Genomic DNA, 23,826 nt, shown 5'->3' with positions numbered 1-23,826 from the left:
CGAGATTCACCGCGCGTCGAGCGCCTTCAGAATGTTCTGCGCCGTCCGCTCGATGTGCTCTTTCAGCAGCGCGGCGGCGACGTCTGCGTTGCGATCAAGGATGGCGTCGACCATGTTCTGGTGTTCGTTCGGGACGTCATGGTCGAAGGGCTGGTAGGCCAGGAACAGGCGGCGGTAGCGGGCGCTGAAGTGCTGCAGTGACTCGCACATCAGCAGCAGCAAAGGCATGTTGCAGGCGGATATCAGGGCAAGGTGAAAGCCGCGATGGTGCGCTTCCCATTCGTCCACGTCGCGCCCTTCCTTGCGTTCGGGGCGCTCGTAACGCGACAGCCGGTGGTGGGTCAGCACCACCCCTTCTTCCCACGCGGTATCCCCCAGGCGGATGGACTCGCGCAAGGCCATCGGTTCCAGCGTGGACTGCAGGCGGGCGACTTCCTGACAGTTCTCGCGCGACACGGGCGCCACGCGAAACCCTTTCTTGTCTTCGTTGACCACGAATCCTTCGGTGGCCAGGCGCGCCAGCGCTTCCCGCACGGGGGACAGGCTCACGCCGAAATCATTCTTGAGTTCGTCGATCGACAGCTTGCTGCCGGGGGGCCGCCGGCCGGACACGATGTCGGTGCGCAGGCGGGTGGCGACGGTGTTGGCCAGGTTCTGGCCGCCCTCGGTCAGGCCGGTGACGTTGGGGACTGCTGCCGCGGGTCTCATGGATTTCCTTGCGCTTGCGGAGGGCGCTTGAGCGCCACTTAGATGGCGGATCGTAGCATGGAGCAAATAATCGATTCTTTCGGAACGGCTGGGTGGTCGCCTGGGGCCGCACGCCTGCTCACGATCGAACGCGTGACATGCCACCGCGCGCCAGGCTGGCCATGGATCAGCAGTCTCCCCAATAATTAATCGATTATTTTTCGTTGACGCTATTTTAATCGATGCGTATATTTCAAATCGATTACCCAGCCAACGGAGCACCACGTGCCGCAGGAATCTTCCACCTTGTCGTTGTCGGATCGCCTTGCCCCGGGCCGCAGTGCGCTGGTCGTCATCGACATGCAGAACGATTTCTGCGCGCCGGGTGGCTATGTCGATGACGTCATGGGCAAGGACGTGTCGGCAGCTGCCGCACTGCTCCCGGTTCTCGACCAGCTGATCTCGCAGGCCCGCGGCGCTGGCGTGCCGGTGGTGTGGGTGCGCGCCGATTACGGCCATGCCGCCATCCCGTCGTCCATGCTGGCCAAACAATTGCGCGCCGGCATCCACGCCGAGTGCTGCGCGGCAGGCACGTGGGGCGCCGACTGGTTCGGCGTTTCGCCGCAGCCCGGCGAGCCGGTCGTGACCAAGCACACCTACAGCGGCTTTCACGACACCGATCTGCACGCAATATTGCGCGACCGCCAGGTCGACACCCTGGTATTTGCCGGCGTGCAGACGCAGATCTGCGTCGAGTCCACCGTGCGCGACGGGCATTCGCGCGGCTACGACTGCATCGTTCCCGCCGACGCCGTCGCCTCGCACACCCCCGTCCTGCACGACGCCACGCTCATGAACGTGCGCTTTCTGTTTGGCGACGTGTCCGACAGCGCGACGATTCTGTCGGCCTGGACACTGCCCGCCTCAGCCTGATTTCTTCCTTCCACCAGGAGCCGCCATGGACGTTTCCCGCAGCGCCGAGTTGTATGACGTTGAAGCTTTCACCCCCGGTTTCATGGAACATCTGCAGCGGTCGATTACGGCGAGCAAACACACCCGCGCGCACTGGCCATCGCAACTCGATGTGGCATACGGCGAGGGTCCGGCCGAAAAGCTCGACATCTTTTTGACGGACTCGCCAGACGCGCCCATCGCGATCTATCTGCACGGCGGTTTCTGGAAAGCGTCCAGCAAGAATGACCGTGCGTTTCCCGCCGAGGCATTCGGTCCGGCCGGCGCCATCTGGATCTCGCAGGAATACCCCCTGGCGCCCGCCGCAACGCTCGATGACATGGTGGCGTGCACCCGTCGTGCGGTGGCATGGGTGTACCGGAATGCCGACCAGTTTGGTGGCGATCCATCGCGCATCTTTCTGTGCGGCAATTCGGCGGGCGGCCATCTGGTGGCGATGGCTGCGGCCACCGATTGGGCCGCGCAAGGATTGCCCGCCGATCTGGTCAAGGGCGTCACCACACTGAGTGGCCTCTTCGATCTGATGCCGTTGACGCACACCCGTGCCAATGACTGGCTCAAGCTCGACCTTGCGGCTGCCGTTCGGAACAGCCCGATGTTCCGGCTGCCCGACCTGCCCTGCCCCCTGATCTGCGCAGTCGGCGACGCGGAGCCGCCCGAGTTCATCGAGCAGTCGGCCACCTTTGCCGAGGTGTGGCGCCAGAAGGGTTACCCATCGGCCTACCTGCCGATGCCAGGCCTGAATCATTTTTCCATCGTCACCGAACTTGGCGACCCCCATAGCCCGCTGACCCGGGCCATGTTCGCGCAGATCGGCGTGGCGACGTAACGGATGGCCGCAGTTCAACCCGGGTTTGCATTAACGGAGAAACCGATGACTAGTTGCGCGCAACAACCTTCCCTGTCCGCTCCCTTTGCCTTGCGTGCGTTTGCCGCGCTGGCCCTGGCCGCAGCCACTGGCGCCTTGACCCCGCATGCCGCCCATGCTGCCGACAAGGTGATCCGCATTGGCGTGGTCTCGGAATTTTCCGGGACCTACGCGTCGGCGGGCCAGTCGATCGAAAGTGGACTGCGTGCCTACCTGAAATTGCACGGCGACCAGATCGAAGGCAAGAAGGTCGAACTGGTCATCCGGGACACGGGAGGCATTGCCCCTGAGACCGCAAGACGCCATGCACAGGAACTGATTACCCGTGACAAGGTGGATTTCCTGGCGGGCTTCAACTTCACACCGAATGCGCTGGCGGCCGCCCCGGTGGCCACGACCGCCAAGAAACCGATGCTGGTGTTCGCGTCCACATCCATCGTGACCGAGAAGTCGCCCTATATCGTGCGAACCTCGTCCACGCTTGGACAGACGTCGGCGCCGATGGCGACATGGTCGGCCAAAAACGGGCTCAAGCGCGTGTTTACGCTGGTGTCCGATTACGGCCCGGGCCACGATGCCGAAAAGGCGTTCAAGGATGCGTTCAAGGCTGCGGGTGGCGAGATCGCGGGCGAGATCCGCATGCCGGTCAGCAGCATGGATTTTTCGCCCTTCCTGCAGCGCGCCCGCGACGCCAAGGCCGACGCCATCTTTGTGTTCGTACCGGGCAGCGAAGCGGCCATCTCGTTCATGAAGTCGTACAACGAACGCGGCTTCAAGCAGGCCGGCGTCAAGCTGATCGGCACCGGCGACATGACCGACGACGATTCGATCCAGGCGATCGGCGACGTGGCGCTCGATACGGTCACGGCGCATCACTATTCGGCCGCGCACGATTCCCCGCAGAACAAGGCTTTTGTGCAGGCGGTGCGCGACGCCAGCAAGAAGCGCCCGAACTTTCATGCGGTGGCGGCGTACGACGCCATGGACGTGATCTACCAGGCGCTGCGCAAAACGCAGGGCGACACCAACGGCGACAAGCTGATCGCCGCCATGAAAGGCCTGAAGGTGGACAGCCCGCGCGGCCCGTTCACGATTGATCCGGCCACGCGCGACATCGTGCAGGACGTCTACATCCGCAAGGTAGAGAAGGTCGGCGGCGAACTCTATAACGTCGAGTTCGACAAGGTCACCGCCGTCAAGGATCCCGGAAAGGAATGAGTTGATGCTCGTCAACCTGATCGGCGTATTCATCGACGGGCTGTCCTATGGTGCCATGCTGTTCGTGATTGCCATCGGCCTGTCCATCACGCTGGGCCTGATGGGCTTCGTCAACCTGGCCCACGGCGCGTTCGCGATGTTCGGCGGCTACTTCATGGTGACCCTGGTGGGCCGCTATGACTGGCCCTTCGTGCCGGCGATCATCGCGGTGACGCTGGCCGTCGCCCTGTTGAGCCTGCTCATCGAACGGGTGGTGTATGCGCCGTTCTACCGCGCGTCGCAACTGGACCAGAGCCTGCTGACGTTTGGCGTGATGCTGATGGCGGGCGGCATTGCCCACTACTTCTGGGGGCCGTCGCAGCAGGCGGTGCGCATCCCGGAAGTCCTGACCGGACGGTGGACCTTGGGTGAGCTGAGCGTGTCGAAGTACCGCGCCATGTTGCTTGGTATTGGCGTGGCGCTGCTGGTGCTGCTCAAGGTCGGGCTGGACAGCACGCGCTTTGGCGCGATGATCCGCGCGTCGGTGGACAATCAGCGCGTGGCGGGCGGCCTGGGCGTGCCGGTCAGGCGCGTGTTCATGATTGCGTTTGCCGTGGGTTGCGGACTGGCGGCACTGGGTGGCGCGCTGGGGGCCGAAGTGCTGGGCCTGGATCCGGCCTTTGCCGCGCGCTACCTGGTGCTTTGCCTGCTGGTGGTGGTGGTGGGCGGCGCCGGGTCCATCAACGGCACCTTCTTTGCCGCCATGCTGCTGGGCGTGGCGGACGTGGCCAGCAAATACTACGTGCCACAGTTCGGCGCTTTCATGATCTACGTGATCATGGTCCTGGTCTTGCTGTACCGCCCCAAGGGTCTGTACAGCCTCTTTGCGCGCAAGGGGTGAACATGATGGATTTGGACAACGAACGCGAGTCGCGCCCTTTCCTGGATCGCGCACGGTGGCAGCCCGCTGAAGTGGCGTTCTGGCTGGTGGTCGTGGGCGCCTTCTTTGTGTTCGGCGACTATCGGACGCTTGGCGCGCAGGTGCTGGTCATGGGCTGCTTTGCGCTGTCGCTCGACCTGTTGCTGGGCTTTGCGGGCATCGTGACCCTGGGTCAGGCCGCGTTCTTTGGCATCGGTGCCTTCGTGGCCGGATGGCTGGGCAAGTACGGCTGGCACGAGCCGGTGTCGGGCCTGTTGATCGCGGGGCTGATCGCAGGCGCTGCGGGCGCGATCACCGCACAGTTGATCGTGCGCGGCACCGATCTGAGCCGTCTGATGGTGACACTGGGACTGGGGCTGGTGCTGTACGAAGCAGCCAACAAGGCCACGCACCTGACGGGGGGCATCGACGGCTTGCAGGGCATTTCGTTTGCGCCGCTGTTCGGTGTGTTCGAATTCGATCTGTATGGCAACGTGGCCTATGTGTACGCCGCCGTGGTGTCCTTCGTGCTGCTGTGGGTGGCGCGGCGACTGGTCAACTCGCCCTACGGCATGACGCTGCAGGCCGTGCGCATGAATGCTCGCCGCGCCATGGCCCTGGGCATCGATGACGGCCGCACGCTGGGCATCGCCTACACGGCAGCCGCCGTCATTGCCGGCGTATCGGGCGCGCTGCTCACGCAGATCACCCAGTTCCTGACGATCGACGCCCTGGGCTTTGGGCGGTCGGCCGACATCCTGATCATTGCGGCCCTTGGTGGCGCCGGGTATCTGTATGGCGGCTTTGTGGGCGCCGCGGTGTTTGTCATCGGCCGCGACCTGCTGTCCGGCATCAGCCCGGCCTACTGGCATTTCTGGCTCGGGCTGGGGCTGGTGCTGACCATCTTTTTTGCGCGCGGCGGCATTGTCGGCAGTGGTGTCGTCTGGGCCCGCCGGATGGCCGCGCGACGCGGAGCGCCACGATGATCGAGACCCGCCATCTGCACAAACGCTTTGGCGGCTTCACGGCCACCAACGATCTGACCTTCCGTCTGGAACCGGGATCCCGTCATGCCCTGATCGGGCCGAACGGCGCGGGCAAGACCACGCTCATCAACCTGCTGACCGGCATGCTGCAACCCACCTCCGGCGACGTCCTGCTGGGCGATGTGTCGCTCAACGGCATGCGGCCCGAACAGCGCGTCAAGCTGGGCCTGGTGCGCACCTTCCAGATCAACACCCTGTTCCTCGACATGACGCCGCTCGAAGCGGTCGCGCTCGTCATCATGACGCGCGAGGGGGCGACGTCGTCGCTGTTCGGTTCCTTGCGCAAGCAGGGCCCGGCGGCCACGGAAGCGCTTGCGTTGCTGGACCGCATGGGCCTGCGCGCGGATGCGCACCGGCTCACCCGGCACCTGCCTTACGGCCGGCAGCGGCTGATCGAAATCGCCCTGGCCCTGGCGCGCAAGCCCAAGGTGTTGCTGCTGGATGAACCCGCGGCCGGCGTACCTTCCGCGGACAGCAAGCAGGTCTTCCAGATCCTTGACGAACTGCCCAAGGATGTCTCCATCCTGCTGATCGAACACGACATGCGGCTTGTCTTTCGTTTTGCCCAGCAGATCTCGGTGCTGGTCGGCGGCGCGCTGGTGGCCAGCGGCACGCCTGACGCCATCGCCACCAACCCCCGGGTGCGCGAGGTCTACCTTGGCCAGACCCGTCTCGATCCGGTGACCGCATGATGGACCGCGCGTCTGTTACAGACCTGTCCACGACCGCTCGGCCCGCGCTGCTCGAACTCGACCGCGTCGATGCCGGCTACGGCGACGCCATCGTGCTCGAACACCTTTCCTTGCGTATCGAATCAGGTCGCAGCCTGGCCGTGCTGGGCAGGAATGGGGTCGGCAAGACCACGCTGCTCGAGACCATCGTCGGCAACACCCGGCTGATGGGCGGCACCCTGCGCTGGCAAGGGCGCGACATCACATCGATGGCGCCCAACCAACGCGCCCGCGGCGGAATCGGCTGGGTGCCGCAGGAACGCGAGGCCTTTCCGTCCTTGACCGTGCAGGAAAACCTGACGGTCGTGGCCTGCCCCGGCCCCTGGACCCTGGCGCGGGTGTATGACCTGTTCCCGCGCCTGCAGGAGCGCCGCCGCAACTTCGGCAACGAACTGTCGGGGGGCGAACAGCAGATGCTGGTGATCGCCCGCGCGCTGATGACCAATCCGAAACTGCTGCTGCTCGATGAACCGATGGAAGGCCTCGCGCCGATCGTGGTCGAGGAACTGTCGGCTGCGATCCGCCGCCTGCACGATGAAGAAGGGTTGACGTCCATCGTGGTCGAACAGCATCCGGTCATTGCCCTGGCCATGACCCAGGACGTGATCGTCCTGGAACGTGGCCAGATCATCCATCACGCCCCAAGCGCGGCCCTGGCTCGCGACGGGGAAGCCCTCGACCGTCTGCTTGGCGTGACGGCCTGAGTTCGGGAGCCGCGCTCCCACCTTTTTAAAGAGAGTCCGCATCATGGGAATCCAGGATACCGACAAGACACTGCCGTCGAACCGCATGGTGTTCGAACTGCGGCGCGACCTGAGCCGCTACCAGGCGTTCCAGCAGGATATGGAAGCCTGCATGACGCAGTACGGCCTGACTGACGCCGAGAAGGAAGCGTGGCGGAGCATCGACATCGAAGCCCTGGCCCGCATGGGCATGCACCCCTACTTTCTGCCGCAGGTGGCCCGGCTGTTCCGGGGCGGCAGCCGCAATCACAACGACAGCGACGCAGCGCGTCTGTATGCCGAAAAGATGCGGATCGCGACCTGACCGGCACGACGTGAACCGACTGCATTGAACCCAAGCACTGAACCCGACATTTCACGCAAGGACCTGCCATGGCCAAACTGATTGCCGCCCTGGGCGTTGCGCACGCCCCCGGGGTCACCGGCTGGATCGACAAATCCCCGCAGCACGAACAGGATGCCGTGCTGGCGGGCTACGCCGAATTCGCGCGCCGCATGGACGAACTCAAGCCCGATGTCATCATTGGCGTCGCCAACGACCACCTGCTCAATTTTTCGCTCGACAACGTGCCGGACTTTTGCGTGGGACTGGGTGACGACTGGGCGGGGCCGGCACCCTGGTTCAAGGACTGGCTGAATGTGCCCGACTACACCATCACGGGGCATCGGGAACTGGGCCGCGCGTTGGTGCGGGACGCGGCCAAGGCTGGCATCAACCATGCCTTTGCCGACCAATTGCTGTTCGACGACAACTGGTCCGTTCCGCTCAAGTTCCTGTTCCCGCGTTATGAACCGCGCTTCGTGCCGATCCACATGAACCCGATCGTGCCGCCCGTGCCAAGCGCCGAACGTTGCCTGGCCGTCGGCGCACAAATTGCGCGCACCGTGGCCGCGTTCCCATCCAACGAACGTGTCGTGCTGATGGCCACCGGCGGCCTGTCGCATGACCCGGGCGGCAAGGACTATTTCACCGTGCACGAAGGCTTTGACCGCTGGTTCATGGAATTGCTGGAAGGTGGCGACCTGGGCCGCGTCCGGCAGGAACTGACGTTCGACAAGCTGCTGACAGGCGGCGATGGCGGCGCAGGCGAATTGCTTGCATGGATCGTCGCCATGGGCGCAGCCGCGGAATGTGGCAACGCCAAGGCCGAAAGCGTGTTCTACGTGCCGTCCGTGCAGATGCGCTGCGGCATGGGCGGCTCGTACTGGTCGCTGGACTAACCCGCCTGCTGCTCCGCCGCCGGCAACACCTTGGGATCGAGCGTGGCCAGCGGGTCGTTCAGCAAGGCGTGTTCGTCGGGCAGATCGTCCACGTCGGCCAGCGCCTGGGTCAGCGTCACCTTGGGATTGACCCAGGCCGAGTTGACCGCGGTCAGCAAGGGCGCCGCGCCTTCCTTGATGAACTGGTGACGATCGAGCAGCAGGCGGTCGAAGACGGGTTCAAGCGTGGCCGTGTCCGGATCGCAGATCAACGCCCAGCGTTCGCGCGACGTGCCGGCGTCGCCGACCCGCACGATATAGCCGATGTCCGACAGGGTATCGAGCACGGTCATCAGCTCTTCGTGATGCAGATTCAGCCGGTGGCGCAGGCTGCGCGTGCTCAGGCCGACTTTCTTGCTGGCGCGGGCGGTGATCAGTGCGCGCAGGATCGCAATGGCATCGATGAACGGCGCGCCGGAATGCCGCTCGTCGGCCCACCGGCCCATGCGGATCAGTGGCAGGCTGGCGGCCAGGATCGCGCCGAACAGCGTCACGAGCCATGACAGGTACACCCACAACAAGAAGATCGGCAAGGTCGCAAAGGCGCCGTAGATGACCGTGTACGACGGGAAGCGCGTCAGGTAATACGCAAAGCAGGCCTTCATGATTTCAAGGACGACGGCGGCCGCAAAGCCCCCGGTCAGGGCATCGCGCGGTTCGACCTGGCGGTTCGGCACCACAATGAACAGCGCGGCAAAGGCCAGGCCGGTCAGCACCATGGGCAGGAACGACAGCAGCACTTCCAGCGGCGCCAGGGTGTTGCCGACCAGCCCCATGGATTCGCGAGCCAGGAAGGACGTGGCCCACAGGCTGGCGCCCATCAGCACGGGTCCAAGGGTCAGCGTGGCCCAGTAGATCAACACCCGCTGCGGCAGCGCGCGCGCCTTGCGTACATGCCAGATCTCGTTCAGCGCGTGGTCGATGGTCAGCATCAGGGACAGCGCGGTGAACACCAGGAACACACCGCCAATCGCGGTCAGGCGCGACGCCTTTTGCGCAAAGTCGTTCAGGTAGCCCATGATGTTCTGGGCGACCGACGGCGGCATCAGGTTGGTGACGAGATACTCTTCGAGCGCACCCTGGAATTGATTGAAGAGCGGAAAGGCCGTGAACAGGGCCAGCGCCACGGCCAGCAAGGGCACCATCGAGAGCACCGACGTGAAGGTCAGGCTCGACGCCACCTGGGTGATGCGTTCTTCGTCGGCACGCTTGGCGGCGAACCGCAAAAGGCGTCCAATACGGCTCAGCATCGACTCCTTCGCGGTCCAGCGGGCGCGCAACGCCGCGCGGCGGGCGGCAATGCCGCGCGGCGTTTCGGAATGCGCCTCGGGGGGCGCGGCGTCGGACGGGCCGGCGGCCGGTGCTGGCGCCGCCTGCGGGGCGGAGTCGGGGTGCGAATCAGGCCGGGCTGCGGGTGTTCCGGCGGGGGTGCTCTCGGATGGTATGCGCAAGGTCATGACGAGAGATAATACAGGCCTATGAATATTCTCATTTTGTACTACAGCCGCCAGGGCGCGACGCGCCAGCTGGCCGAACAGATCGCCTTGGGCGTCGAACGCGTGCCCGGGGTGACGGCCAGACTAAGGACGGTGCCCCCGGTGTCGGCCGTATGCGAAGCCACGGCGCCCGCCATTCCCGACGACGGTCCGCCGTATGTCGAGCAAAGCGATCTGGACGACTGCATCGGCCTTGCCCTGGGGTCGCCCACCCGCTACGGCAACATGGCGGCGCCGTTGAAACACTTCATCGACAGCACCACGTCGGCCTGGCTGAGCGGCGCGCTGGCTGGCAAGCCCGGCGCGGTGTTCACGTCGACCGGCTCGATGCATGGCGGGCAGGAAGCCACCCTGCTGTCGATGATGATTCCGCTGCTGCACCATGGCATGGTCATGGTTGGCCTGCCCTATTCCGAACCAGCCCTGATGGGCACGCGCACCGGCGGCACGCCCTATGGCGCATCGCACGTGGCTGGCCTCGACAACACCCTGCCGATCAGCGCCGACGAAAAGCACCTGGCGCAAGTGCTGGGGACCCGGCTCGCGCAGACCGCGCGCGCCTTGCACCTTGGCCGGCAACGCGGCGACGCATGAACGACGACCTGACCAAGGGCGCGCCGCCGCGCTCCCCCGCCGCCTTGAATCCCCGTTTGCGGCTGGGCGCATCCGTCTCGCTGATCGCATTGATCGTGCTGTGCGTGCTGTGGGAGACCGTGCTGGCGCCGGTGCGTCCGGGCGGCACGCTGCTGGCGCTCAAGGCGCTGCCCCTGCTGCTGCCCCTGCGCGGCGTGCTGCGCGGCAACCTCTATACCTTCCAGTGGGCGTCGATGCTGATGCTGCTGTACTTCATGGAAGGCATCGTGCGCGCGACCAGCGATCCGGGTTTTTCGGCCAACGTGGCGTGGGTCGAAGTGCTGCTGTCCACCGTCTTCTTCTGGTGCGCCGTGTTGTATGTGCGCCCGGCCAAACGCGCGCACAAGCAGGCGAAAAGCGCAGCCGAGACGGCAGCGAAGGCAGCCGAGGCCGCTGCGGCGCAGTCGGCGACGCACGATAAACAGCTATGAACGACCCCATTTCTTTCCAGGCCACGTTGTCATGACTTCTTCGACCCCCCTGCTGCAGGCGCTGACCGGACTGATCGGCACCGATCACGTGCTCATTGGTGATGCGGCCGCGCCGTACCTGACCGACTGGCGCCAACGCTACACCGGCGCGGCGCAAGCCGTGCTGCGGCCCGGTTCGACCCAGGAAGTCGCCGCGGTCATGGCCTGCTGCGCCAGTCATGGCGTGCCGGTCGTGCCGCAAGGGGGCAACACCGGCCTAGCCGGCGCCGCGACGCCCGATGCGTCGGGCCGAGCCGTGGTGATTTCCCTGCAGCGCCTGCAGCGGATCCGCGCCATCGACACCGCCAACGACACGATCACCGTCGAAGCCGGCTGCATCCTGCAGAACGTGCAGCAGGCCGCGCGCGAAGCCGACCGCCTGTTCCCGCTCAGCCTCGCGTCCGAAGGCAGTTGCACGGTCGGCGGCAACCTTGCGACCAACGCAGGCGGCACGCAGGTGCTGCGGTATGGGAATACGCGCGAACTGGCACTGGGCCTGGAAGTGGTCACGCCGGATGGCGAGATCTGGGAAGGCCTGCGCGGACTGCGCAAGGACAACACCGGGTACGACCTGCGCGACCTGTACATCGGCAGCGAAGGCACGCTGGGCATCATCACCGCAGCCACCCTGCGCCTGTACCCGCTGCCGGTGGCCGTCTGCACGGCGCTGGTGGCGCTGCGGTCGGTGGACGACGCGGTGGCGCTGCTGGCGCGGTCACGCGCCGGATTTGGCGCATCGCTGACCGGCTTCGAACTGATGTCGGGCGTGAGCCTGGACCTGGTCGTGCGCATGTTCCCGCAGCAATCGCTGCCCCTGCCCATGTCGCCGTGGTTTGCGCTGCTTGAAGTGTCCGACAGCGAAAGCGAAGCCCATGGCCGCGAGCGTTTCGAAACGGTGCTGGAAGCCGCGCTCGAAGCGGATCTGGTGCAGGACGTGGTCGTGGCGGCCAGCATCGCACAGGGCCGCGCGCTGTGGCACTTGCGTGAAAGCATCTCGCTTGCGCAGTCGACCGAAGGCAAGAACATCAAGCACGATATCTCGGTGCCGATCTCCAGCATTGCCGACTACGTACGCACCACCGACGCCCTGCTGCAGGACCTGATCCCCGGCGCGCGCAACATCACCTTCGGCCACCTGGGCGACGGCAATCTGCACTACAACCTGACCCGCCCCGAAACGATGCCCGAGCCGGACTTCCTGGCACGGCAGTACGACGTCTACCGCGTCGTGCACGACAGCGTGCATGCGCACCAGGGGTCGATCAGCGCCGAACACGGCATCGGGCAACTGAAGCGCGACGAACTGCTGCGCTACAAGAGCCCGCTGGAAATGGCCTTGATGCGGCGGATCAAAGACGCGTTGGACCCCAAGGGGCTGATGAACCCGGGCAAGGTGCTGGCGGGAACGGGCGATGGGGACAGCGCGGTAACCGGGGACTGACGGCCCCCATGATCGTTACGCGCCGCGGCGAATCACCGATGGCGCCGGCCTGGACGACTTCTTGGTTGCGGCCTTGGACGACGCCGGCTTGTCCTGGCCCGCTGGAGTCTCTGTCCCGACCGGCACCGAATCATCGGGCAGGCTTTCGTAGTCCACGCCCAGCAGCTCGAACACCTGCATCGCCAAGATCCGACAGGCGCTGTTCAAAGCGGCTGGCAGCCGCACCGGCACATTGTCCTGCAAGAGCAACTTGGTCGACGACAGGGCGGGAATCGGGTCCAGGATCCGGTCCTGGTAGTGCCCCATGAACATTTCGACCGACTTGTTGGCGGCATCGCGCGACCACGTGTTGGTCGGCCACTGGAACGGCAAGGCCCAGGCCCGCGGCAGCCATTCCAGGTCGCGCAGCACCGTGCGGATATCTTCGTGCGAATCGCGGAACGGCAGAATGACCAGATCGGCCAGCGACGCCAGGTGGCTGTCCATGTCCGACCGGTTGCCACCGCCGTCGATGACACCAAACCATTCGTCCACATGGTTCAGGGTGGTGATCACCTGACCCAGCGCGTCGGCCTCGCGCGCGTCGAACGGCAGGTATTTGCGGCCTTCTTTCGACAGGCGTTCGCGCTCGAGGTCGGTCAGCACACAGACGACGCGTTTGCCCAGCAACCCCATGCCGTGCGCGATCATGTGCGACAGCGTCGTCTTGCCGGTGCCGCCCTTGTTACCGAGCACGCAAACGATCTGTGCCATGTCCTGTCCTTTCCCGTCTACGCAGTAGCCCTTATGGCCGTTGCCCGCGCAAGTATCGCTCAGGGTCGCTCCAGGCCATGCGCCGAGCAACGGCCAGAAGTCGGCTCAGTTTTCGGCAACAGTGCGCAGGTACTCGCGCTTTTCCGCCGCCCGATCCTGGCCCGCCGCCACGACCGTGTCGTAGGCCTCGCGGATCAATTGCGCGTCATTGCCGTTCAACAGGCGGTTATCCGACAGCATCTGCCGCCAGCGCCGCGCGCCGTCCTGCCCGTTCACCAGGTTCAGAATGTGCCGTGTCACGCAGCGCAGCGGCTCGCCAGCGGCGATCCGGGCCGCCGTGTAGGCCGTCATTGCATCGACCACCTCTTCATCGGACGGCAACGGCACGTCAGGCCACAGGCGCGCCGACATCTCCGACAAGGACCGCGGACGCTGGTAGGCCTCGCGCCCGATCATCACGCCATCCAGCGCCACGCCATCGTGCGGCGCCAGTTCTTCCACGATCTGATCCGCCGTCCGCAGGCCGCCATTGAGCACGAACACCGCATCCGGAAAATCCCGCTTCAGGCGCCGGGCGACGTCGTACCGCAGCGGCGGGATCTCGCGGTTTTCCTTCGGCGACAGCCCCTTCAGGATCGCGTTGCGCGCATGCACGATGAACACCCGGCAGCCTGCGTCGTACGACGCGCCGACGAAATCCCGCACAAAATCGTAGGACTCGTTCTTGTCCAGCCCGATGCGATGCTTGAGCGTGACGGGAATATCGACGGCGTCGCGCATCGCCTTGTAGCAGTCCGCTACCAGCGCCGGCTCGGCCATCAGGCAGGCGCCGAACGATCCTTTCAGTACCCGTTCCGACGGACAGCCGCAGTTCAGGTTGATCTCGTCATACCCCCACTGGGCGCCCATCCTTGCAGACTTGGCCAACGCATCCAGCTCGCTGCCGCCCAATTGCAGGGCGACAGGATGTTCGGACGCGTCGAAATCGAGGTGACGTTCCGGATCGCTGTATGCCAGCGCGCCGGTCGTGATCATCTCGGTGTACAGCCGTGCACGGGGCGCGAGCAGGCGATGGAAGAAGCGGCAATGCCGGTCGGTCCAATCGATCATGGGGGCGACGCACAGGCGCCAGTCCCGCCCATCGAGCGGAAGTTCAAGAGGTGTCAAAGAGTTCTGCCAGGAATCACGCGGACAACCCGTGAGTTTACCGCCTGACGGCGCCGGGACATGTCAGACGTTGCCTGCACGCCATACCTCCAGCTACCGCACCTTGCACGCCCCCTTGCGCGCATCGCCCGGCGGGCAGAAATTGCTGTCGCGGTCGGGGGTGCAGCTGCCGCTGGACTGGCCGAACGGGCATGCCGGGGCCGGGGTGGGCGAGCCGCCCGCGGGCACGGAAATGCAGCCGGCGCAGAGCACGAGCGCCGCCATCAACGCGCAGCTTGTCTTCATCATGGAGCTATCCTGGTTCACTGTGCCAACCTGCATTGTGCTACAGCGCCTCGACCCGATCGCGCCCCAGCGTCTTGGCGCAGTACATGGCCTTGTCGGCCTGGCGCAGGGCATCCGCAATCGGGGTGCCGCTGGTCCAGACCGTAACGCCGGCGCTGACGGTGATGCGGCCGGCGACCGGATGGGCGGACGCGAAGATCACCGCGCGTATCCGCTCCGCCAGCTGCAGGGTAGCGTCGTAGCCCACGCCCACCGATACCACCAGCAGCTCTTCCCCGCCCCATCGGCCCAGGACGTCCGTGGGCCCCAACTGTTCGTTGATGTGGCGGACCAGGAAAATCAACAGCTCATCGCCAACCAGATGGCCGTAGATGTCATTCACCCGTTTGAAATGGTCCACGTCCACCAGGATCAGCCCGACCATCACCCCAGGTTGCTGCGACAGTCCGGTAAACATCTGGTCCAGGCCGCGGCGGTTGGCGATGCCGGTCAACCCGTCGGTCAAGGCTGCCGTTTCCATGCTGCGCGCCAGCAGGGCCGTGCGTTCGTATTCCCGGTCCAGCACCGCGACCAGCGACAGCGCGATCAGGATCAGGGTGTGGGCGGTGTAGGCGTTGATCAGCAGGCCGGCGATCGTCATGTCCCAATACCCGGTGCCGTACAGAGCCAGGATGACGACACTGGGCAGCATGGCCAGCACGAAGATGCCGGCCGACATGATGATGGCGACGCGATGGCGAAACAGCACGAAGGCCGCCACGTACATGATCGGCATCCACTGCAGGGTGTTCGCGACGGTATAGATGCGGTTGTCGGCCTGGATGACCGTAAACGAGAACAAGGCGGCGATGAAATACAGCGAGGCGCCCGTGTAGACGATGCCCTCGGCATGGCCGCGATATCGCGGCGCCTTGACGATGGTGATCATGCCGCCCACGAACAGGGCAAGCAGGAAGGGATAGCCATACCGGTCGAAGGGCGAGATCAATCCCGCGCTCGTTTCGAACCACCACAACACCCCGACGACCACTCCAGCACAGGCACACATCGCACTGATGATCAGGCGACGACGACGGCCTAACAATCCATTCATGAACCGGCTTCTCGACTACGCGCAGCCGCCATACTAGCCGCTAATACGTAGCTCCCGGAAGACAGCAGGGCCGATAATCTTGCCTGGCGTTGCAAGGGAGGCTCGGGCGTGGCAGCACGCCAGAGGCCTACTTCATTCTTCGCATGATCGCCGGCACGCTCGCCTGGAAGCCGTCACGATCCCGGTCGCGTTCGGCATAGAGTTCGCGCAGGGTGAACGGCAGGCCGACCGACGCGGCTATTTCCAACAGGCGATTCGGTGCGTCGGCGGCATCGGGTATGTCGTGCACCCGCTCGGCCAGGTGCGGGTCATCGTGAAGCAGACGGAAAAATGCCAGTACGTGTTGCTGTGACATGGTCGCGCTCCGGGGCATGAATGCCGGATTGTAGGAGCGCGCGCCCCTGCCGTCAGCAACGCGCGTAGACGGTGTCCATGAAGGGCGAGCCGTCCGGGAAATTCACGGTCATCCGGATGGCGCCGCCGGCATCGATGAAGGGCCGTGACGCAGGTGCGCACGCACTCTGGCGGCCGGCCAGGATCATCTCTTCACGCGCCTGGTCCAAGGTCTTGCCCGACGACGCAAAGCCCTGGGCCATGGCGACCGGATCCGACGACAGCTGGCCGACCAGCACCACCTGGTTGCTCTGGGCATAGACGCGCGTGTAGCGCATGGCCTGGGTGGCGCCCGGCGGAGCCGCTGGCGGCGTGGCCGGTGTCAGCTGCGCGGCAGTCTTGCCTGCAACGTCTCGTGCCACGTCGCAGATGCTGATGCCGTTCAGCGTCTTCTGGCAGACCTGGTCGACGGGTTGCGCGTAGGCGGTGGCCGCGGTCATCAACACGACGGCCGCGCCCGATCCCGCCAGCACATGGCGCAACGCGGAAGGAACAGATATCAAGGCAGTGCAGGAAGCATGGGACATGGGACACCTTCGGGGAAAGATCCAGTCCGCATTCTAGGCGTCCCACCATGTCCGCATGGCAAGCGCTTGTGTGGGACTGCAACCGGAAGCATAAGGCCGGGCGGCATCGACCCGATCCGGAGCGGGCCCACAACTTGCGGATAGCAAGCCAAGGCCGCTTTTCCCTTCTGATCCCCCGCTCTTTTTTTGTTTGCGCAGCCAGCGCACCGAGGGTTCTGGGAGAAACATAACCCGCGGTTATGCACCAACGCGGGGACAGCTTGGTGAAAGCCCTTAATCCTGTGGTGGCAGTTTGTCTTCACCCTGTAACAACTACAGGGAAGTCCCGAGCATCGCCCGAGGGCAAGCGGATCTATATTGGAATCGCACCATCACAAAAAATATGAGGAGCGAGACATGCATGCATCAACATTCTTGGTCATAGCGCTCATTGCGGTTTCTTTTCCGGCAATGGCACTTCTCTTGGCCCTGGGACTCTGTAAAGCGGCAAAGACCGCAGATATTCAAGAGCGCAATGCGTCAGATGCGCTCATGAGAATGACCATGGGCGGCTAGTCCGCTTTTTTGATCGGCCGGGGCATTCCCGGCGGCATCTACCGCGCAGCATGTGGCGGGAGATGTCATGACAACGGGCCGCAAGGCCCGTTCTGCTTTTTACAGCCAACCAAAGCCCGATCTATTTGTCGTCGACGATGACCTGGTCGCGCAGCTGCAGATAAATAATGGTCTGGGTATCCAGACGCGCACGGCACCGTGCCGACTGCGGGGCGCGGGTATTGTCGCCCTGAAGAAAGAAAAAGCTGCCTTCGGGCCAGTCGAATGTGATGCGGCCTTCGCTGCGAACGCCAGTGGCGGGGCCCGGGCGATCCGAGTCGCCAAAGCGCGCCAGACTTCGAATCGCGTTCTGACATTGCCGCAAGATTGCGGCATCCACGCGTTGCGCGTGTTTGTCAGGCGTATCGGTCAACAAGACGCTTGCGATCCAGCCTGCGATGCCCACCACGGCCACGATCAGTGCCCACTTGACGATCCGATTCACGCCATCTGCTCCGTCACAAACACGACATCCATCGCACCAAAGAAAACGGCCTGGGCCAAAAGGAAGGTCGCCTCGGCCCATAACAACAAGGCTGAAGCCAAAGCAAAACGGCCTTGATGCAAAAGCACCAAGGCCGTTCTGAAAATCTGGTTGCGGGGACAGGATTTGAACCTGTGACCTTCGGGTTATGAGCCCGACGAGCTGCCAGACTGCTCCACCCCGCGTCTGAGAAATGAATATTACACCATTTTTGCACTGGCTGCTTGGACCGGGCCCGCGGCCCCGCCACCGCAGCCTGCGCAATGCCGATCAGGTCGCCATGGCCGCCTGCATCAGTTCTTCCTTGCGAGCCTTCATCTGCTCGCCCAGTGCCTTCAGGTCGACCTTCTTGCTGACGACCTTCGTGAACATTTCTTCCTCTTCTTCTTCAACGTGATGGCTCACGTATTCGCCCAGCACGGTGACCTTGGCGTCAAACAGAGCTTCGCCCGGGTGCATGGCCTCGACCTGCGCAATCAGGTCCTTGGCGCTGGCGTGTTCCACTTCGGCTTCGTCGAGCATGTCGGCAAAAACTTCGTCCGCCTTGCGCAGCGCCGGATAGAAAAGCTCTTCTTCCAGCTGCGTGTGCACGGTCAATTCCATACAGACTTCACGGGCGATGGTTTCTTTTTCCGAATCGTCCTTGGCGTCTTCGAACGCCTTGAACAGCTTCTTGGCCTTGCGGTGATCGTCGAGCAACAAGCTGAGGGCGACCTTCTGACCTGCGGGGATGGAAGACTTGTTCATGGAATTCTCCAGAGTAGGTTTTGACAGGGGATACTCAGCAATCGGCGTGCCCGCCCTGTTCCCTTGACAAGCCGCCATCATTGCAACATCCAACCAAATTTCCTTTTTCTTTTCAATGTCTTAGTCCTATTATGGGACACCGGCTCGCAGCAGCCCGGCCATCTTCTCTTTCCCCGCCATCACAAGGTATTGAATGACGTCGATTCGCCGTATTGCCCTGACGTGCACGCTTTCCGGTGTGTTCGGACTTGCCGGAATCCCCCTTGCCAACGCCCAGAGCGTCGTTGCGGTCAATGCGCCCGCCGTCAGTCGGCCGGCCATCGATACACGCTGGGATGCAAGCTTTGCCGCCTTTGCCGAAGAAGACAAACTGCACGCGCCCAAGCCGGGCGGCGTCCTCTTCGTGGGAAGCTCGTCGATCCGCATGTGGAGCGACCTTGAAACCGATTTCAAGTCCTTGCCGGTGGTGGTCAAGCGGGGCTTTGGCGGCTCGCGCATGCTGGACTGTGCGACGCACCTGCAAAAGCTGGTCACGCCCTACAAGCCCAAGGTAGTGCTGGTCTATGCGGGTGACAACGATCTGGCGGAAGGCCTGACGCCGCAGGACGTGCTCAAGAGCTTTTCGAACTTTGTCGAGGGCGTACGGGACTCGCTGCCCGACACCCGTATCGTGTACATCTCGATCAAGCCCAGCCCGTCGCGCACGCAGCTGCTGCCGCAGATCCGCGAAACGAACGCCATGATCCAGTCGTATACGCAATCGGTAGCGAATGCCGCTTACATCGATATTTTCACGCCGATGATGAACGCATCAGGCAAGCCGCGCGGCGAACTCTTCCGCGAAGACGACCTGCACCTGAATGCCTCGGGCTACGCGCTGTGGCGCACCATCATCTCGGCACATCTGGATTCGTCGACGATGGGGACGACGCAGCAGGCGGCGCGCTAGTCCGCAAGGCGCCGGCACCCTCTCCGCCTGCTCCCCGCACTGCATTTGCATCAGCCGGCTCCGCGGCGGCTTTTTTGCGCGTGCCGCGCGCCTCGAACGCCAGCACCAGGCGCGCCACGATATAAAGAATGACGATGCAGCCCACGAACATGACCGGATCGATCCACATCGGGCGGTCGGGATTGGTCTCGCCCAACAGGGCCAGCGCCAGCAGCACCAGCACCAGGTGCGCACAGAACACTGGCAAGGACGCGGCGCCCATCGTCTCCAGCCATTTCATCCGCGGGGCACGGGCCTTGAGCCACGATTCGAAGTGAATCACCAGGATCATCAGGGCAAAAAAGTCGATCAGACGCATCGGGCCCAGATGCCACTTGTCGAAGATGAAGTTGACCGGGTGACCCATCGCGAACGGTTCCTGGCCGGTCAGGTGGCGCCAGATAAAGAACACCACGGCAATGACGATGGACGCGTTGACCAGCCAGCGCGGGAATGCGCCGCGCGCTTCGGCTGGCGTTTGGGCATGCCGGGCGCCCATCCACAAGCCAAAGATCCACAAGGCTTGCCACGCAAACGTCTCGAACGACCCGGTCTCGCGAAACGGCACCGACAGGCCCGTCATGGCCACCAGCCAGTCGTACAAGACCTTGGACAGCCCGAACTGCGTCGCCACCCACAGCGCGCCGCTCAAGGCCGCGATGGCGCGCCAGCCGTGCTGCAGGCCATACGCCAGCACCCAGGGGCTGAGCAGCATGAACATGACGTAGATCGGAAGGATATCGAGCAGCGGCGGGTTATAGATGAGCAGCAGCGATGTCCACAGGCCTGTGCCGGGGTGTGCCAGGTAGAAGGAAATCAGGTTGCGGGCAGCCGCCTGGTCGAAGGTCATGCCCAGCCAGGCGATCACCGTGAACAGGAACAGCAGCGACGCCGCCTGGCACAGGTAGACCACCAGCGCGCGCCGCAGGAAGGCCTTGCGCATGGCGGGAATGCCGTCCTTCATGGATCGCTGCGTGTAGACCAGGCCCGCCATGTAGGCCGACAGCATCACAAAGCCTTCGGCGGCCGATACGAAGCCGAAGGGCTGGCCCAGGGGCAGGGCAAAAAAGGTGGGCAGATGCGTCGAGAGCATCAGCACCAGCATAAGGCCGCGCAGGGCGTCGAGTTCCCAGCGGCGCGACCGCCCCGCCGAAGGCGGTGCGGCCATGCCGACCGAAGCGGACGCGGCGGAGTGGGAAGGTGTGGCGGAAGGCGGCATGGTCACGGGCAAAGGGGGTCCACGGTAAGGCAACATGGCGTCGGGCTCAGCCCGCCTGCTTCATTTTCTTGGCGCGCGCTTCGGTCACCGCGTAGGCCACCGTCCCGATCACCAGGGGAATGAGATAGTAAATCGCCCGATAGGCCAGCAAGGCGGCCAACAGCGCCGAAGCGGGCATCCGGTCGCCCAGCATCGCGATGAAGACGGCTTCCAGCACGCCCAACCCCGCCGGAACGTGGGTCAGCACCCCTGCCACGGCGCTCATCAGCAGCACCGTCAGCACCGCCGTGAACTCGATTTTCTGCTGCAACAGCAAGTAGATGATGCTGGCCATGATCGACCAGTTCACCACCGAAATCGCGCACTGCGTTGCGGCAAGCCGGAAACCGGGCAGCGTCAGTTCCTGCTTGCGAATCGTGTACGTACGTTTCTTGGAAAAGGCGCACAGGCAGAAATACACCACCGCGATCGCCAGCAAGGCCGCGCCCAGCACCTGCAGCGCCGTCGATCCGACCTTCCAGCCATCGGGCACGTCGATCGGCGCGAACAGAAACGCCGCACCGCCCAGCACGAAGTAGCCCAGCCAATTGCTGATCACGCTCAAGGCATACACCCGCGTGATGACGCCCTTGTCGAGCCCCAGCCGCGTATACAGCCGATAGCGGAAGCCCACGCCGCCCACCAGCGCGCCCAGATTCAGTGTGAACACGTAGCTGATCGACGCGACCAGCAGCACCTTCAGCTTGCTCAATCCATGCTGGGTGTACAGGCGCCCGAGCAGGTCGAACGAACTGAACAGCAGGTGACTGGCCGCGGCCAGCAGGACGGCCAGCGCGAGGGTCGACGTCTTGTAGGCCGTGATGGACTCGCGCACTTCTCCCCAGTCAACCGACCGGGCCTGGGTGACAAGCAGCCAGATCACCAGAACAAAGAACACCAGGGTCAGCAGTCGTTTGGCCCAGGGCCACCACGGCTTTTTTGCGCCCTGCGCAGCGTCTTGCGGATGCACCGCGTCGGTCATGGCTGGCGCCCCGGGTTCAGGATTCGCATGCGGCCCCCCGCTCGGTATCGGCCTTTTCTGCCAGTGCCTGCGGGGGCGGCGTGACACGCGCCAGGCGCGGCGTGTGGGCAGGCAACCAGCCTATCCATGCCGGGAAACGGCGCAGCACGTGAAACACCAGAAAGCCCAGCGTCAGGCGCCAGATGGAACGGCGGCGGCCGGGCTCGGGCTCGATCTTCTTGCAGTGATGGGCGATCAGGTACTGAAGGCGTTCCCGCAGCACGGCGTTGAACGGCTTGTCGCGAATGATCAGGTTCGCTTCGAGGTTCAAGGACAGGCTGAGCGGGTCCAGGTTGCTCGATCCCACGGTCGACCATTCGTCATCGGCGTAGGCCACCTTGCCATGCAGGGGCCGTTGGCAATATTCATAGATGGTCACGCCTGCCGACAGCAGATAGTCGTGCAGCAGATGCGCCGCGACCTTCACGATCGGCATGTCGGGTTCGCCCTGCAGAATCAGCGTGACCTTCACACCACGTCTCGCGGCCTTGGCCAGGTCGCGCAGCAATCGGTAGCCCGGAAAGAAATAGGCGTTGGCGATCGTGATTTCACTGCGTGCCGCGCGAATGGCGATCCGGTAGTGCTGTTCGATGTCGGTATGGTGCCGCTCGTTGTCACGTGTCACGAACAGCGCCTGCGCGTCGCCCGCGGTGTCGCGATTTTGCGTGACCGAGGGCGTGTCGGCCCGGCCCCGCCAGCGGCGACGACGGTCGGGCTGCGTCAGCACGGCGCGCGCAAAGCGGTGGATGGTGTCAACGATCGGGCCTTCGACCTCGACCGCATAGTCCTGCTTGGCTTGCGGTCCGAAGTCGCCCAGGTGTTCGGCGGAATAGTTGATCCCGCCAATGAACCCGATCTCGCCATCCACCACCACGATCTTGCGGTGCATGCGCCGGAACAAGTTGGTGCGCATGCCCAGCACCTTGGGGCGGGGGTCGAAGACATGGAAACGCACGCCGGCGGTCGTCAGCGACGCCAGGAACTCCGGCGTCAATTCGCTCGACCCGTAGCCGTCCACCGTGACCAGGACTTCGACACCGCGCTGCGCCGCCGCGACAAGCACGTCGCGCAGCTCGAATCCTACTTTGTCCTCGAACAGGATAAAGGTTTCGAGCAGCACTTCTTTCTTGGCATTCGCAATCGCTTCGAACACACGAGGAAAGAAGTCCTCGCCGTTTTCCAGCAGGCGGATCCGGTTGCCCGGCACCCATTCCCATTTCATAGTGTCAACTCCGCAGCCAGCGGCGCATGGTCGGACAGATGGGACCACGGGCGCATGCTCAGAGCCACCGGCTGGTGGATCCGCACGTTGCGCACGTAGATGCGGTCGAGCGCCAGCAAGGGAAAGCGCGCCGGAAAAGTCTTGCGCTCGCGTCCATGGGCTTCGACAAACACCTCTTCCAGGCCTGCGCCCTTTTTCAGGATCTGTCCGGCGCGCATGCGCCAATCGTTGAAATCGCCTGCAATGATCAGTGGCGCGTTGTCCGGCACCTCGGCACGGATCAGTTCGCACAACATCTCGAGTTGCTGCCGGCGGTGCCCTTCCTGCAATCCCAGGTGGACGCAGACGGCGTGGATCTCGATGTCGTTCGGACCCTTCAGTACACAATGCAGCAGGCCACGGCGTTCCGGACCGCTGACAGAAGCATCGCGGTTCTCGTAACGCAGGATCGGAAACTTCGACAGCAAGGCATTGCCATGGTGGCCGGCCGGATAGACGGCATTCTGGCCATACGCAAAGTCGGTCCAGATCGTATCCGCCAGGAACTCGTACTGCGACACCTCGGGCCAGTTGGTGTACCGGTTCGAATGCTTGTCATGCGTGCCGAGCACTTCCTGCAGGAATACCACGTCAGCCGCCACGTTGCGGACGGCATCGCGCAGCTCATGCAAAATGAACCGCCGGTTGAAAAAAGTGAACCCCTTGTGCGTGTTGACCGTCAGGATACGGATGGTCAAGGGCTGGGTAGTCTCCGACATAAGCCTCGCTCGGTAAAAGTGGCACGACGGGACTGCGCAAGAAGCATTCCTGCTCAACAGCAAGGTATTGTCG

Annotated in this window: 29 protein-coding genes and 1 tRNA gene; 14 read left to right on the top strand and 16 right to left on the bottom strand. The window is 64.0% G+C overall.

Going from position 1 to position 23,826, the window contains the following annotated elements; translation table 11 throughout:
* Positions 1–6: 6 nt before the first annotated feature.
* Positions 7–708 carry a GntR family transcriptional regulator gene (locus IE116_RS00650; RefSeq protein WP_189608900.1) on the bottom strand — a complete coding sequence of 234 codons (702 nt, stop codon included), beginning with the start codon at positions 706–708 and terminating at the stop codon, positions 7–9.
* Between the two features lie 264 nt (positions 709–972).
* On the opposite strand from IE116_RS00650, the gene IE116_RS00645 reads away from it, so the two are divergent.
* The 9 genes from IE116_RS00645 (at position 973) to IE116_RS00605 (ending at position 8,384) form a co-directional block, all read left to right on the top strand.
* Positions 973–1,620, top strand: a complete 648-nt coding sequence (locus tag IE116_RS00645) for a cysteine hydrolase family protein (protein ID WP_189608898.1) — start codon at positions 973–975, stop codon at positions 1,618–1,620.
* A 25-nt stretch (positions 1,621–1,645) separates the two neighbouring features.
* Positions 1,646–2,488 (top strand): alpha/beta hydrolase, encoded by an 843-nt coding sequence (locus tag IE116_RS00640; RefSeq protein ID WP_189608896.1) that lies wholly within the window; start codon positions 1,646–1,648, stop codon positions 2,486–2,488.
* A gap of 45 nt (positions 2,489–2,533) precedes the next feature.
* Positions 2,534–3,745: an ABC transporter substrate-binding protein gene (locus IE116_RS00635; RefSeq protein ID WP_189608894.1), complete on the top strand. Its 1,212-nt coding sequence runs from the start codon at positions 2,534–2,536 to the stop codon at positions 3,743–3,745.
* Positions 3,746–3,749: 4 nt separating this feature from the next.
* Positions 3,750–4,625, top strand: coding sequence for a branched-chain amino acid ABC transporter permease (locus IE116_RS00630; protein ID WP_189608893.1), 876 nt, complete (start codon positions 3,750–3,752; stop codon positions 4,623–4,625).
* A gap of 2 nt (positions 4,626–4,627) precedes the next feature.
* Entirely contained in the window at positions 4,628–5,629 is a 1,002-nt protein-coding gene (locus IE116_RS00625; protein WP_189608891.1) for a branched-chain amino acid ABC transporter permease, read from the top strand.
* On the top strand, positions 5,626–6,381 hold the full coding sequence (locus tag IE116_RS00620) for an ABC transporter ATP-binding protein (protein WP_189608889.1): 756 nt from the start codon (positions 5,626–5,628) through the stop codon (positions 6,379–6,381). The genes IE116_RS00625 and IE116_RS00620 overlap by 4 nt, the downstream gene beginning before the upstream one ends.
* Positions 6,378–7,124, top strand: coding sequence for an ABC transporter ATP-binding protein (locus IE116_RS00615; RefSeq protein WP_373302917.1), 747 nt, complete (start codon positions 6,378–6,380; stop codon positions 7,122–7,124). The genes IE116_RS00620 and IE116_RS00615 overlap by 4 nt, the downstream gene beginning before the upstream one ends.
* Positions 7,125–7,167: 43 nt before the next feature.
* Entirely contained in the window at positions 7,168–7,467 is a 300-nt protein-coding gene (locus tag IE116_RS00610; protein ID WP_189608887.1) for a hypothetical protein, read from the top strand.
* 68 nt (positions 7,468–7,535) lie between these two features.
* On the top strand, positions 7,536–8,384 hold the full coding sequence (locus IE116_RS00605; protein ID WP_189608884.1) for a DODA-type extradiol aromatic ring-opening family dioxygenase: 849 nt from the start codon (positions 7,536–7,538) through the stop codon (positions 8,382–8,384).
* On the opposite strand, the gene IE116_RS00600 is transcribed toward IE116_RS00605, so the two are convergent.
* Positions 8,381–9,880, bottom strand: coding sequence for a YihY family inner membrane protein (locus IE116_RS00600; RefSeq protein ID WP_229827936.1), 1,500 nt, complete (start codon positions 9,878–9,880; stop codon positions 8,381–8,383). The genes IE116_RS00605 and IE116_RS00600 overlap by 4 nt on opposite strands.
* A 21-nt stretch (positions 9,881–9,901) precedes the next feature.
* On the opposite strand from IE116_RS00600, the gene wrbA reads away from it, so the two are divergent.
* Genes wrbA through IE116_RS00585 form a run of 3 tightly spaced genes read left to right on the top strand, consistent with a single transcriptional unit; the run spans position 9,902 to position 12,463 of the window.
* The gene (gene wrbA, locus IE116_RS00595; RefSeq protein ID WP_189608883.1) at positions 9,902–10,513 is read left to right on the top strand and encodes an NAD(P)H:quinone oxidoreductase; all 612 of its coding nucleotides are present in this window, start codon (positions 9,902–9,904) and stop codon (positions 10,511–10,513) included.
* Complete coding sequence (locus IE116_RS00590; RefSeq protein ID WP_189608880.1) at positions 10,510–10,983, top strand: DUF2069 domain-containing protein; 474 nt, start codon at positions 10,510–10,512, stop codon at positions 10,981–10,983. The genes wrbA and IE116_RS00590 overlap by 4 nt, the downstream gene beginning before the upstream one ends.
* Positions 10,984–11,014: 31 nt before the next feature.
* On the top strand, positions 11,015–12,463 hold the full coding sequence (locus tag IE116_RS00585; protein WP_189608878.1) for an FAD-binding oxidoreductase: 1,449 nt from the start codon (positions 11,015–11,017) through the stop codon (positions 12,461–12,463).
* Positions 12,464–12,478: 15 nt separating this feature from the next.
* Here the strand turns inward: IE116_RS00585 and IE116_RS00580 are convergent, their stop codons facing one another.
* The 6 genes from IE116_RS00580 to IE116_RS00555 form a co-directional block, all read right to left on the bottom strand.
* On the bottom strand, positions 12,479–13,216 hold the full coding sequence (locus tag IE116_RS00580) for a P-loop NTPase family protein (protein WP_189608876.1): 738 nt from the start codon (positions 13,214–13,216) through the stop codon (positions 12,479–12,481).
* 105 nt (positions 13,217–13,321) lie between these two features.
* Positions 13,322–14,383 carry a tRNA dihydrouridine(20/20a) synthase DusA gene (gene dusA / locus IE116_RS00575; RefSeq protein WP_268249226.1) on the bottom strand — a complete coding sequence of 354 codons (1,062 nt, stop codon included), beginning with the start codon at positions 14,381–14,383 and terminating at the stop codon, positions 13,322–13,324.
* Positions 14,384–14,476: 93 nt separating this feature from the next.
* Complete coding sequence (locus IE116_RS00570; protein ID WP_189608874.1) at positions 14,477–14,671, bottom strand: hypothetical protein; 195 nt, start codon at positions 14,669–14,671, stop codon at positions 14,477–14,479.
* Positions 14,672–14,708: 37 nt separating this feature from the next.
* Positions 14,709–15,761: a GGDEF domain-containing protein gene (locus IE116_RS00565; RefSeq protein ID WP_189608872.1), complete on the bottom strand. Its 1,053-nt coding sequence runs from the start codon at positions 15,759–15,761 to the stop codon at positions 14,709–14,711.
* Between the two features lie 127 nt (positions 15,762–15,888).
* Positions 15,889–16,116 carry a Nif11-like leader peptide family natural product precursor gene (locus IE116_RS00560; protein WP_189608870.1) on the bottom strand — a complete coding sequence of 76 codons (228 nt, stop codon included), beginning with the start codon at positions 16,114–16,116 and terminating at the stop codon, positions 15,889–15,891.
* Positions 16,117–16,168: 52 nt separating this feature from the next.
* The gene (locus tag IE116_RS00555) at positions 16,169–16,681 is read right to left on the bottom strand and encodes a hypothetical protein (RefSeq protein ID WP_189608868.1); all 513 of its coding nucleotides are present in this window, start codon (positions 16,679–16,681) and stop codon (positions 16,169–16,171) included.
* Between the two features lie 396 nt (positions 16,682–17,077).
* Between IE116_RS00555 and IE116_RS00550 the strand changes: the two genes are divergently transcribed.
* Positions 17,078–17,236 carry a hypothetical protein gene (locus IE116_RS00550; protein WP_189608866.1) on the top strand — a complete coding sequence of 53 codons (159 nt, stop codon included), beginning with the start codon at positions 17,078–17,080 and terminating at the stop codon, positions 17,234–17,236.
* Positions 17,237–17,357: 121 nt separating this feature from the next.
* On the opposite strand, the gene IE116_RS00545 is transcribed toward IE116_RS00550, so the two are convergent.
* The 4 genes from IE116_RS00545 to IE116_RS00535 all read right to left on the bottom strand — a co-directional run bounded on the left by IE116_RS00545 (position 17,358) and on the right by IE116_RS00535 (position 18,506).
* Entirely contained in the window at positions 17,358–17,720 is a 363-nt protein-coding gene (locus tag IE116_RS00545; protein ID WP_189608864.1) for a hypothetical protein, read from the bottom strand.
* Positions 17,717–17,851 carry a hypothetical protein gene (locus IE116_RS26030; protein ID WP_268249225.1) on the bottom strand — a complete coding sequence of 45 codons (135 nt, stop codon included), beginning with the start codon at positions 17,849–17,851 and terminating at the stop codon, positions 17,717–17,719. Before IE116_RS26030 ends, IE116_RS00545 begins: the two co-directional genes overlap by 4 nt.
* A 16-nt stretch (positions 17,852–17,867) precedes the next feature.
* A tRNA-Met gene (locus IE116_RS00540) sits at positions 17,868–17,944 on the bottom strand.
* Between the two features lie 85 nt (positions 17,945–18,029).
* Entirely contained in the window at positions 18,030–18,506 is a 477-nt protein-coding gene (locus tag IE116_RS00535; protein WP_189608861.1) for a hemerythrin domain-containing protein, read from the bottom strand.
* A 193-nt stretch (positions 18,507–18,699) separates the two neighbouring features.
* Between IE116_RS00535 and IE116_RS00530 the strand changes: the two genes are divergently transcribed.
* On the top strand, positions 18,700–19,455 hold the full coding sequence (locus IE116_RS00530; protein ID WP_229827935.1) for an SGNH/GDSL hydrolase family protein: 756 nt from the start codon (positions 18,700–18,702) through the stop codon (positions 19,453–19,455).
* Here IE116_RS00530 and opgC read toward each other — a convergent pair.
* The 4 genes from opgC to IE116_RS00510 all read right to left on the bottom strand — a co-directional run bounded on the left by opgC (position 19,397) and on the right by IE116_RS00510 (position 23,753).
* A complete protein-coding gene (gene opgC / locus IE116_RS00525) occupies positions 19,397–20,662 on the bottom strand; it encodes an OpgC domain-containing protein (RefSeq protein WP_229827934.1) in 1,266 nt (421 codons plus the stop codon). The genes IE116_RS00530 and opgC overlap by 59 nt on opposite strands.
* Positions 20,663–20,759: 97 nt before the next feature.
* Positions 20,760–21,734 carry a lysylphosphatidylglycerol synthase domain-containing protein gene (locus IE116_RS00520; RefSeq protein WP_189608860.1) on the bottom strand — a complete coding sequence of 325 codons (975 nt, stop codon included), beginning with the start codon at positions 21,732–21,734 and terminating at the stop codon, positions 20,760–20,762.
* Positions 21,735–21,750: 16 nt separating this feature from the next.
* Positions 21,751–22,995, bottom strand: coding sequence for a cardiolipin synthase ClsB (gene clsB / locus IE116_RS00515; protein ID WP_189608859.1), 1,245 nt, complete (start codon positions 22,993–22,995; stop codon positions 21,751–21,753).
* On the bottom strand, positions 22,992–23,753 hold the full coding sequence (locus IE116_RS00510) for an endonuclease/exonuclease/phosphatase family protein (protein WP_189608858.1): 762 nt from the start codon (positions 23,751–23,753) through the stop codon (positions 22,992–22,994). The genes clsB and IE116_RS00510 overlap by 4 nt, the downstream gene beginning before the upstream one ends.
* Between the last annotated feature and the right edge of the window lie 73 nt (positions 23,754–23,826).

This window comes from Pigmentiphaga litoralis (assembly GCF_014651835.1).
Classification (GTDB): Bacteria; Pseudomonadota; Gammaproteobacteria; order Burkholderiales; family Burkholderiaceae_B; genus Pigmentiphaga; species Pigmentiphaga litoralis.
The sequence above is the reverse complement of the archived record's forward strand: the minus strand, read 5'-3'. Positions and strand labels throughout refer to the sequence as shown.

Coding starts and splice junctions, on each gene's coding strand:
- IE116_RS00650 (WP_189608900.1), bottom strand. CDS start 708: ATGAGACCCGCGGCAGCAGTCCCCAACGTCACCGGCCTGACCGAGGGC.
- IE116_RS00640 (WP_189608896.1), top strand. CDS start 1,646: ATGGACGTTTCCCGCAGCGCCGAGTTGTATGACGTTGAAGCTTTCACC.
- IE116_RS00635 (WP_189608894.1), top strand. CDS start 2,534: ATGACTAGTTGCGCGCAACAACCTTCCCTGTCCGCTCCCTTTGCCTTG.
- IE116_RS00630 (WP_189608893.1), top strand. CDS start 3,750: ATGCTCGTCAACCTGATCGGCGTATTCATCGACGGGCTGTCCTATGGT.
- IE116_RS00625 (WP_189608891.1), top strand. CDS start 4,628: ATGATGGATTTGGACAACGAACGCGAGTCGCGCCCTTTCCTGGATCGC.
- IE116_RS00620 (WP_189608889.1), top strand. CDS start 5,626: ATGATCGAGACCCGCCATCTGCACAAACGCTTTGGCGGCTTCACGGCC.
- IE116_RS00615 (WP_373302917.1), top strand. CDS start 6,378: ATGATGGACCGCGCGTCTGTTACAGACCTGTCCACGACCGCTCGGCCC.
- IE116_RS00610 (WP_189608887.1), top strand. CDS start 7,168: ATGGGAATCCAGGATACCGACAAGACACTGCCGTCGAACCGCATGGTG.
- IE116_RS00605 (WP_189608884.1), top strand. CDS start 7,536: ATGGCCAAACTGATTGCCGCCCTGGGCGTTGCGCACGCCCCCGGGGTC.
- IE116_RS00600 (WP_229827936.1), bottom strand. CDS start 9,880: ATGACCTTGCGCATACCATCCGAGAGCACCCCCGCCGGAACACCCGCA.
- wrbA (WP_189608883.1), top strand. CDS start 9,902: ATGAATATTCTCATTTTGTACTACAGCCGCCAGGGCGCGACGCGCCAG.
- IE116_RS00590 (WP_189608880.1), top strand. CDS start 10,510: ATGAACGACGACCTGACCAAGGGCGCGCCGCCGCGCTCCCCCGCCGCC.
- IE116_RS00585 (WP_189608878.1), top strand. CDS start 11,015: ATGACTTCTTCGACCCCCCTGCTGCAGGCGCTGACCGGACTGATCGGC.
- IE116_RS00580 (WP_189608876.1), bottom strand. CDS start 13,216: ATGGCACAGATCGTTTGCGTGCTCGGTAACAAGGGCGGCACCGGCAAG.
- IE116_RS00570 (WP_189608874.1), bottom strand. CDS start 14,671: ATGATGAAGACAAGCTGCGCGTTGATGGCGGCGCTCGTGCTCTGCGCC.
- IE116_RS00565 (WP_189608872.1), bottom strand. CDS start 15,761: ATGAATGGATTGTTAGGCCGTCGTCGTCGCCTGATCATCAGTGCGATG.
- IE116_RS00560 (WP_189608870.1), bottom strand. CDS start 16,116: ATGTCACAGCAACACGTACTGGCATTTTTCCGTCTGCTTCACGATGAC.
- IE116_RS00555 (WP_189608868.1), bottom strand. CDS start 16,681: ATGTCCCATGCTTCCTGCACTGCCTTGATATCTGTTCCTTCCGCGTTG.
- IE116_RS00550 (WP_189608866.1), top strand. CDS start 17,078: ATGCATGCATCAACATTCTTGGTCATAGCGCTCATTGCGGTTTCTTTT.
- IE116_RS00535 (WP_189608861.1), bottom strand. CDS start 18,506: ATGAACAAGTCTTCCATCCCCGCAGGTCAGAAGGTCGCCCTCAGCTTG.
- IE116_RS00530 (WP_229827935.1), top strand. CDS start 18,700: ATGACGTCGATTCGCCGTATTGCCCTGACGTGCACGCTTTCCGGTGTG.
- opgC (WP_229827934.1), bottom strand. CDS start 20,662: ATGGCCGCACCGCCTTCGGCGGGGCGGTCGCGCCGCTGGGAACTCGAC.
- IE116_RS00520 (WP_189608860.1), bottom strand. CDS start 21,734: ATGACCGACGCGGTGCATCCGCAAGACGCTGCGCAGGGCGCAAAAAAG.
- clsB (WP_189608859.1), bottom strand. CDS start 22,995: ATGAAATGGGAATGGGTGCCGGGCAACCGGATCCGCCTGCTGGAAAAC.
- IE116_RS00510 (WP_189608858.1), bottom strand. CDS start 23,753: ATGTCGGAGACTACCCAGCCCTTGACCATCCGTATCCTGACGGTCAAC.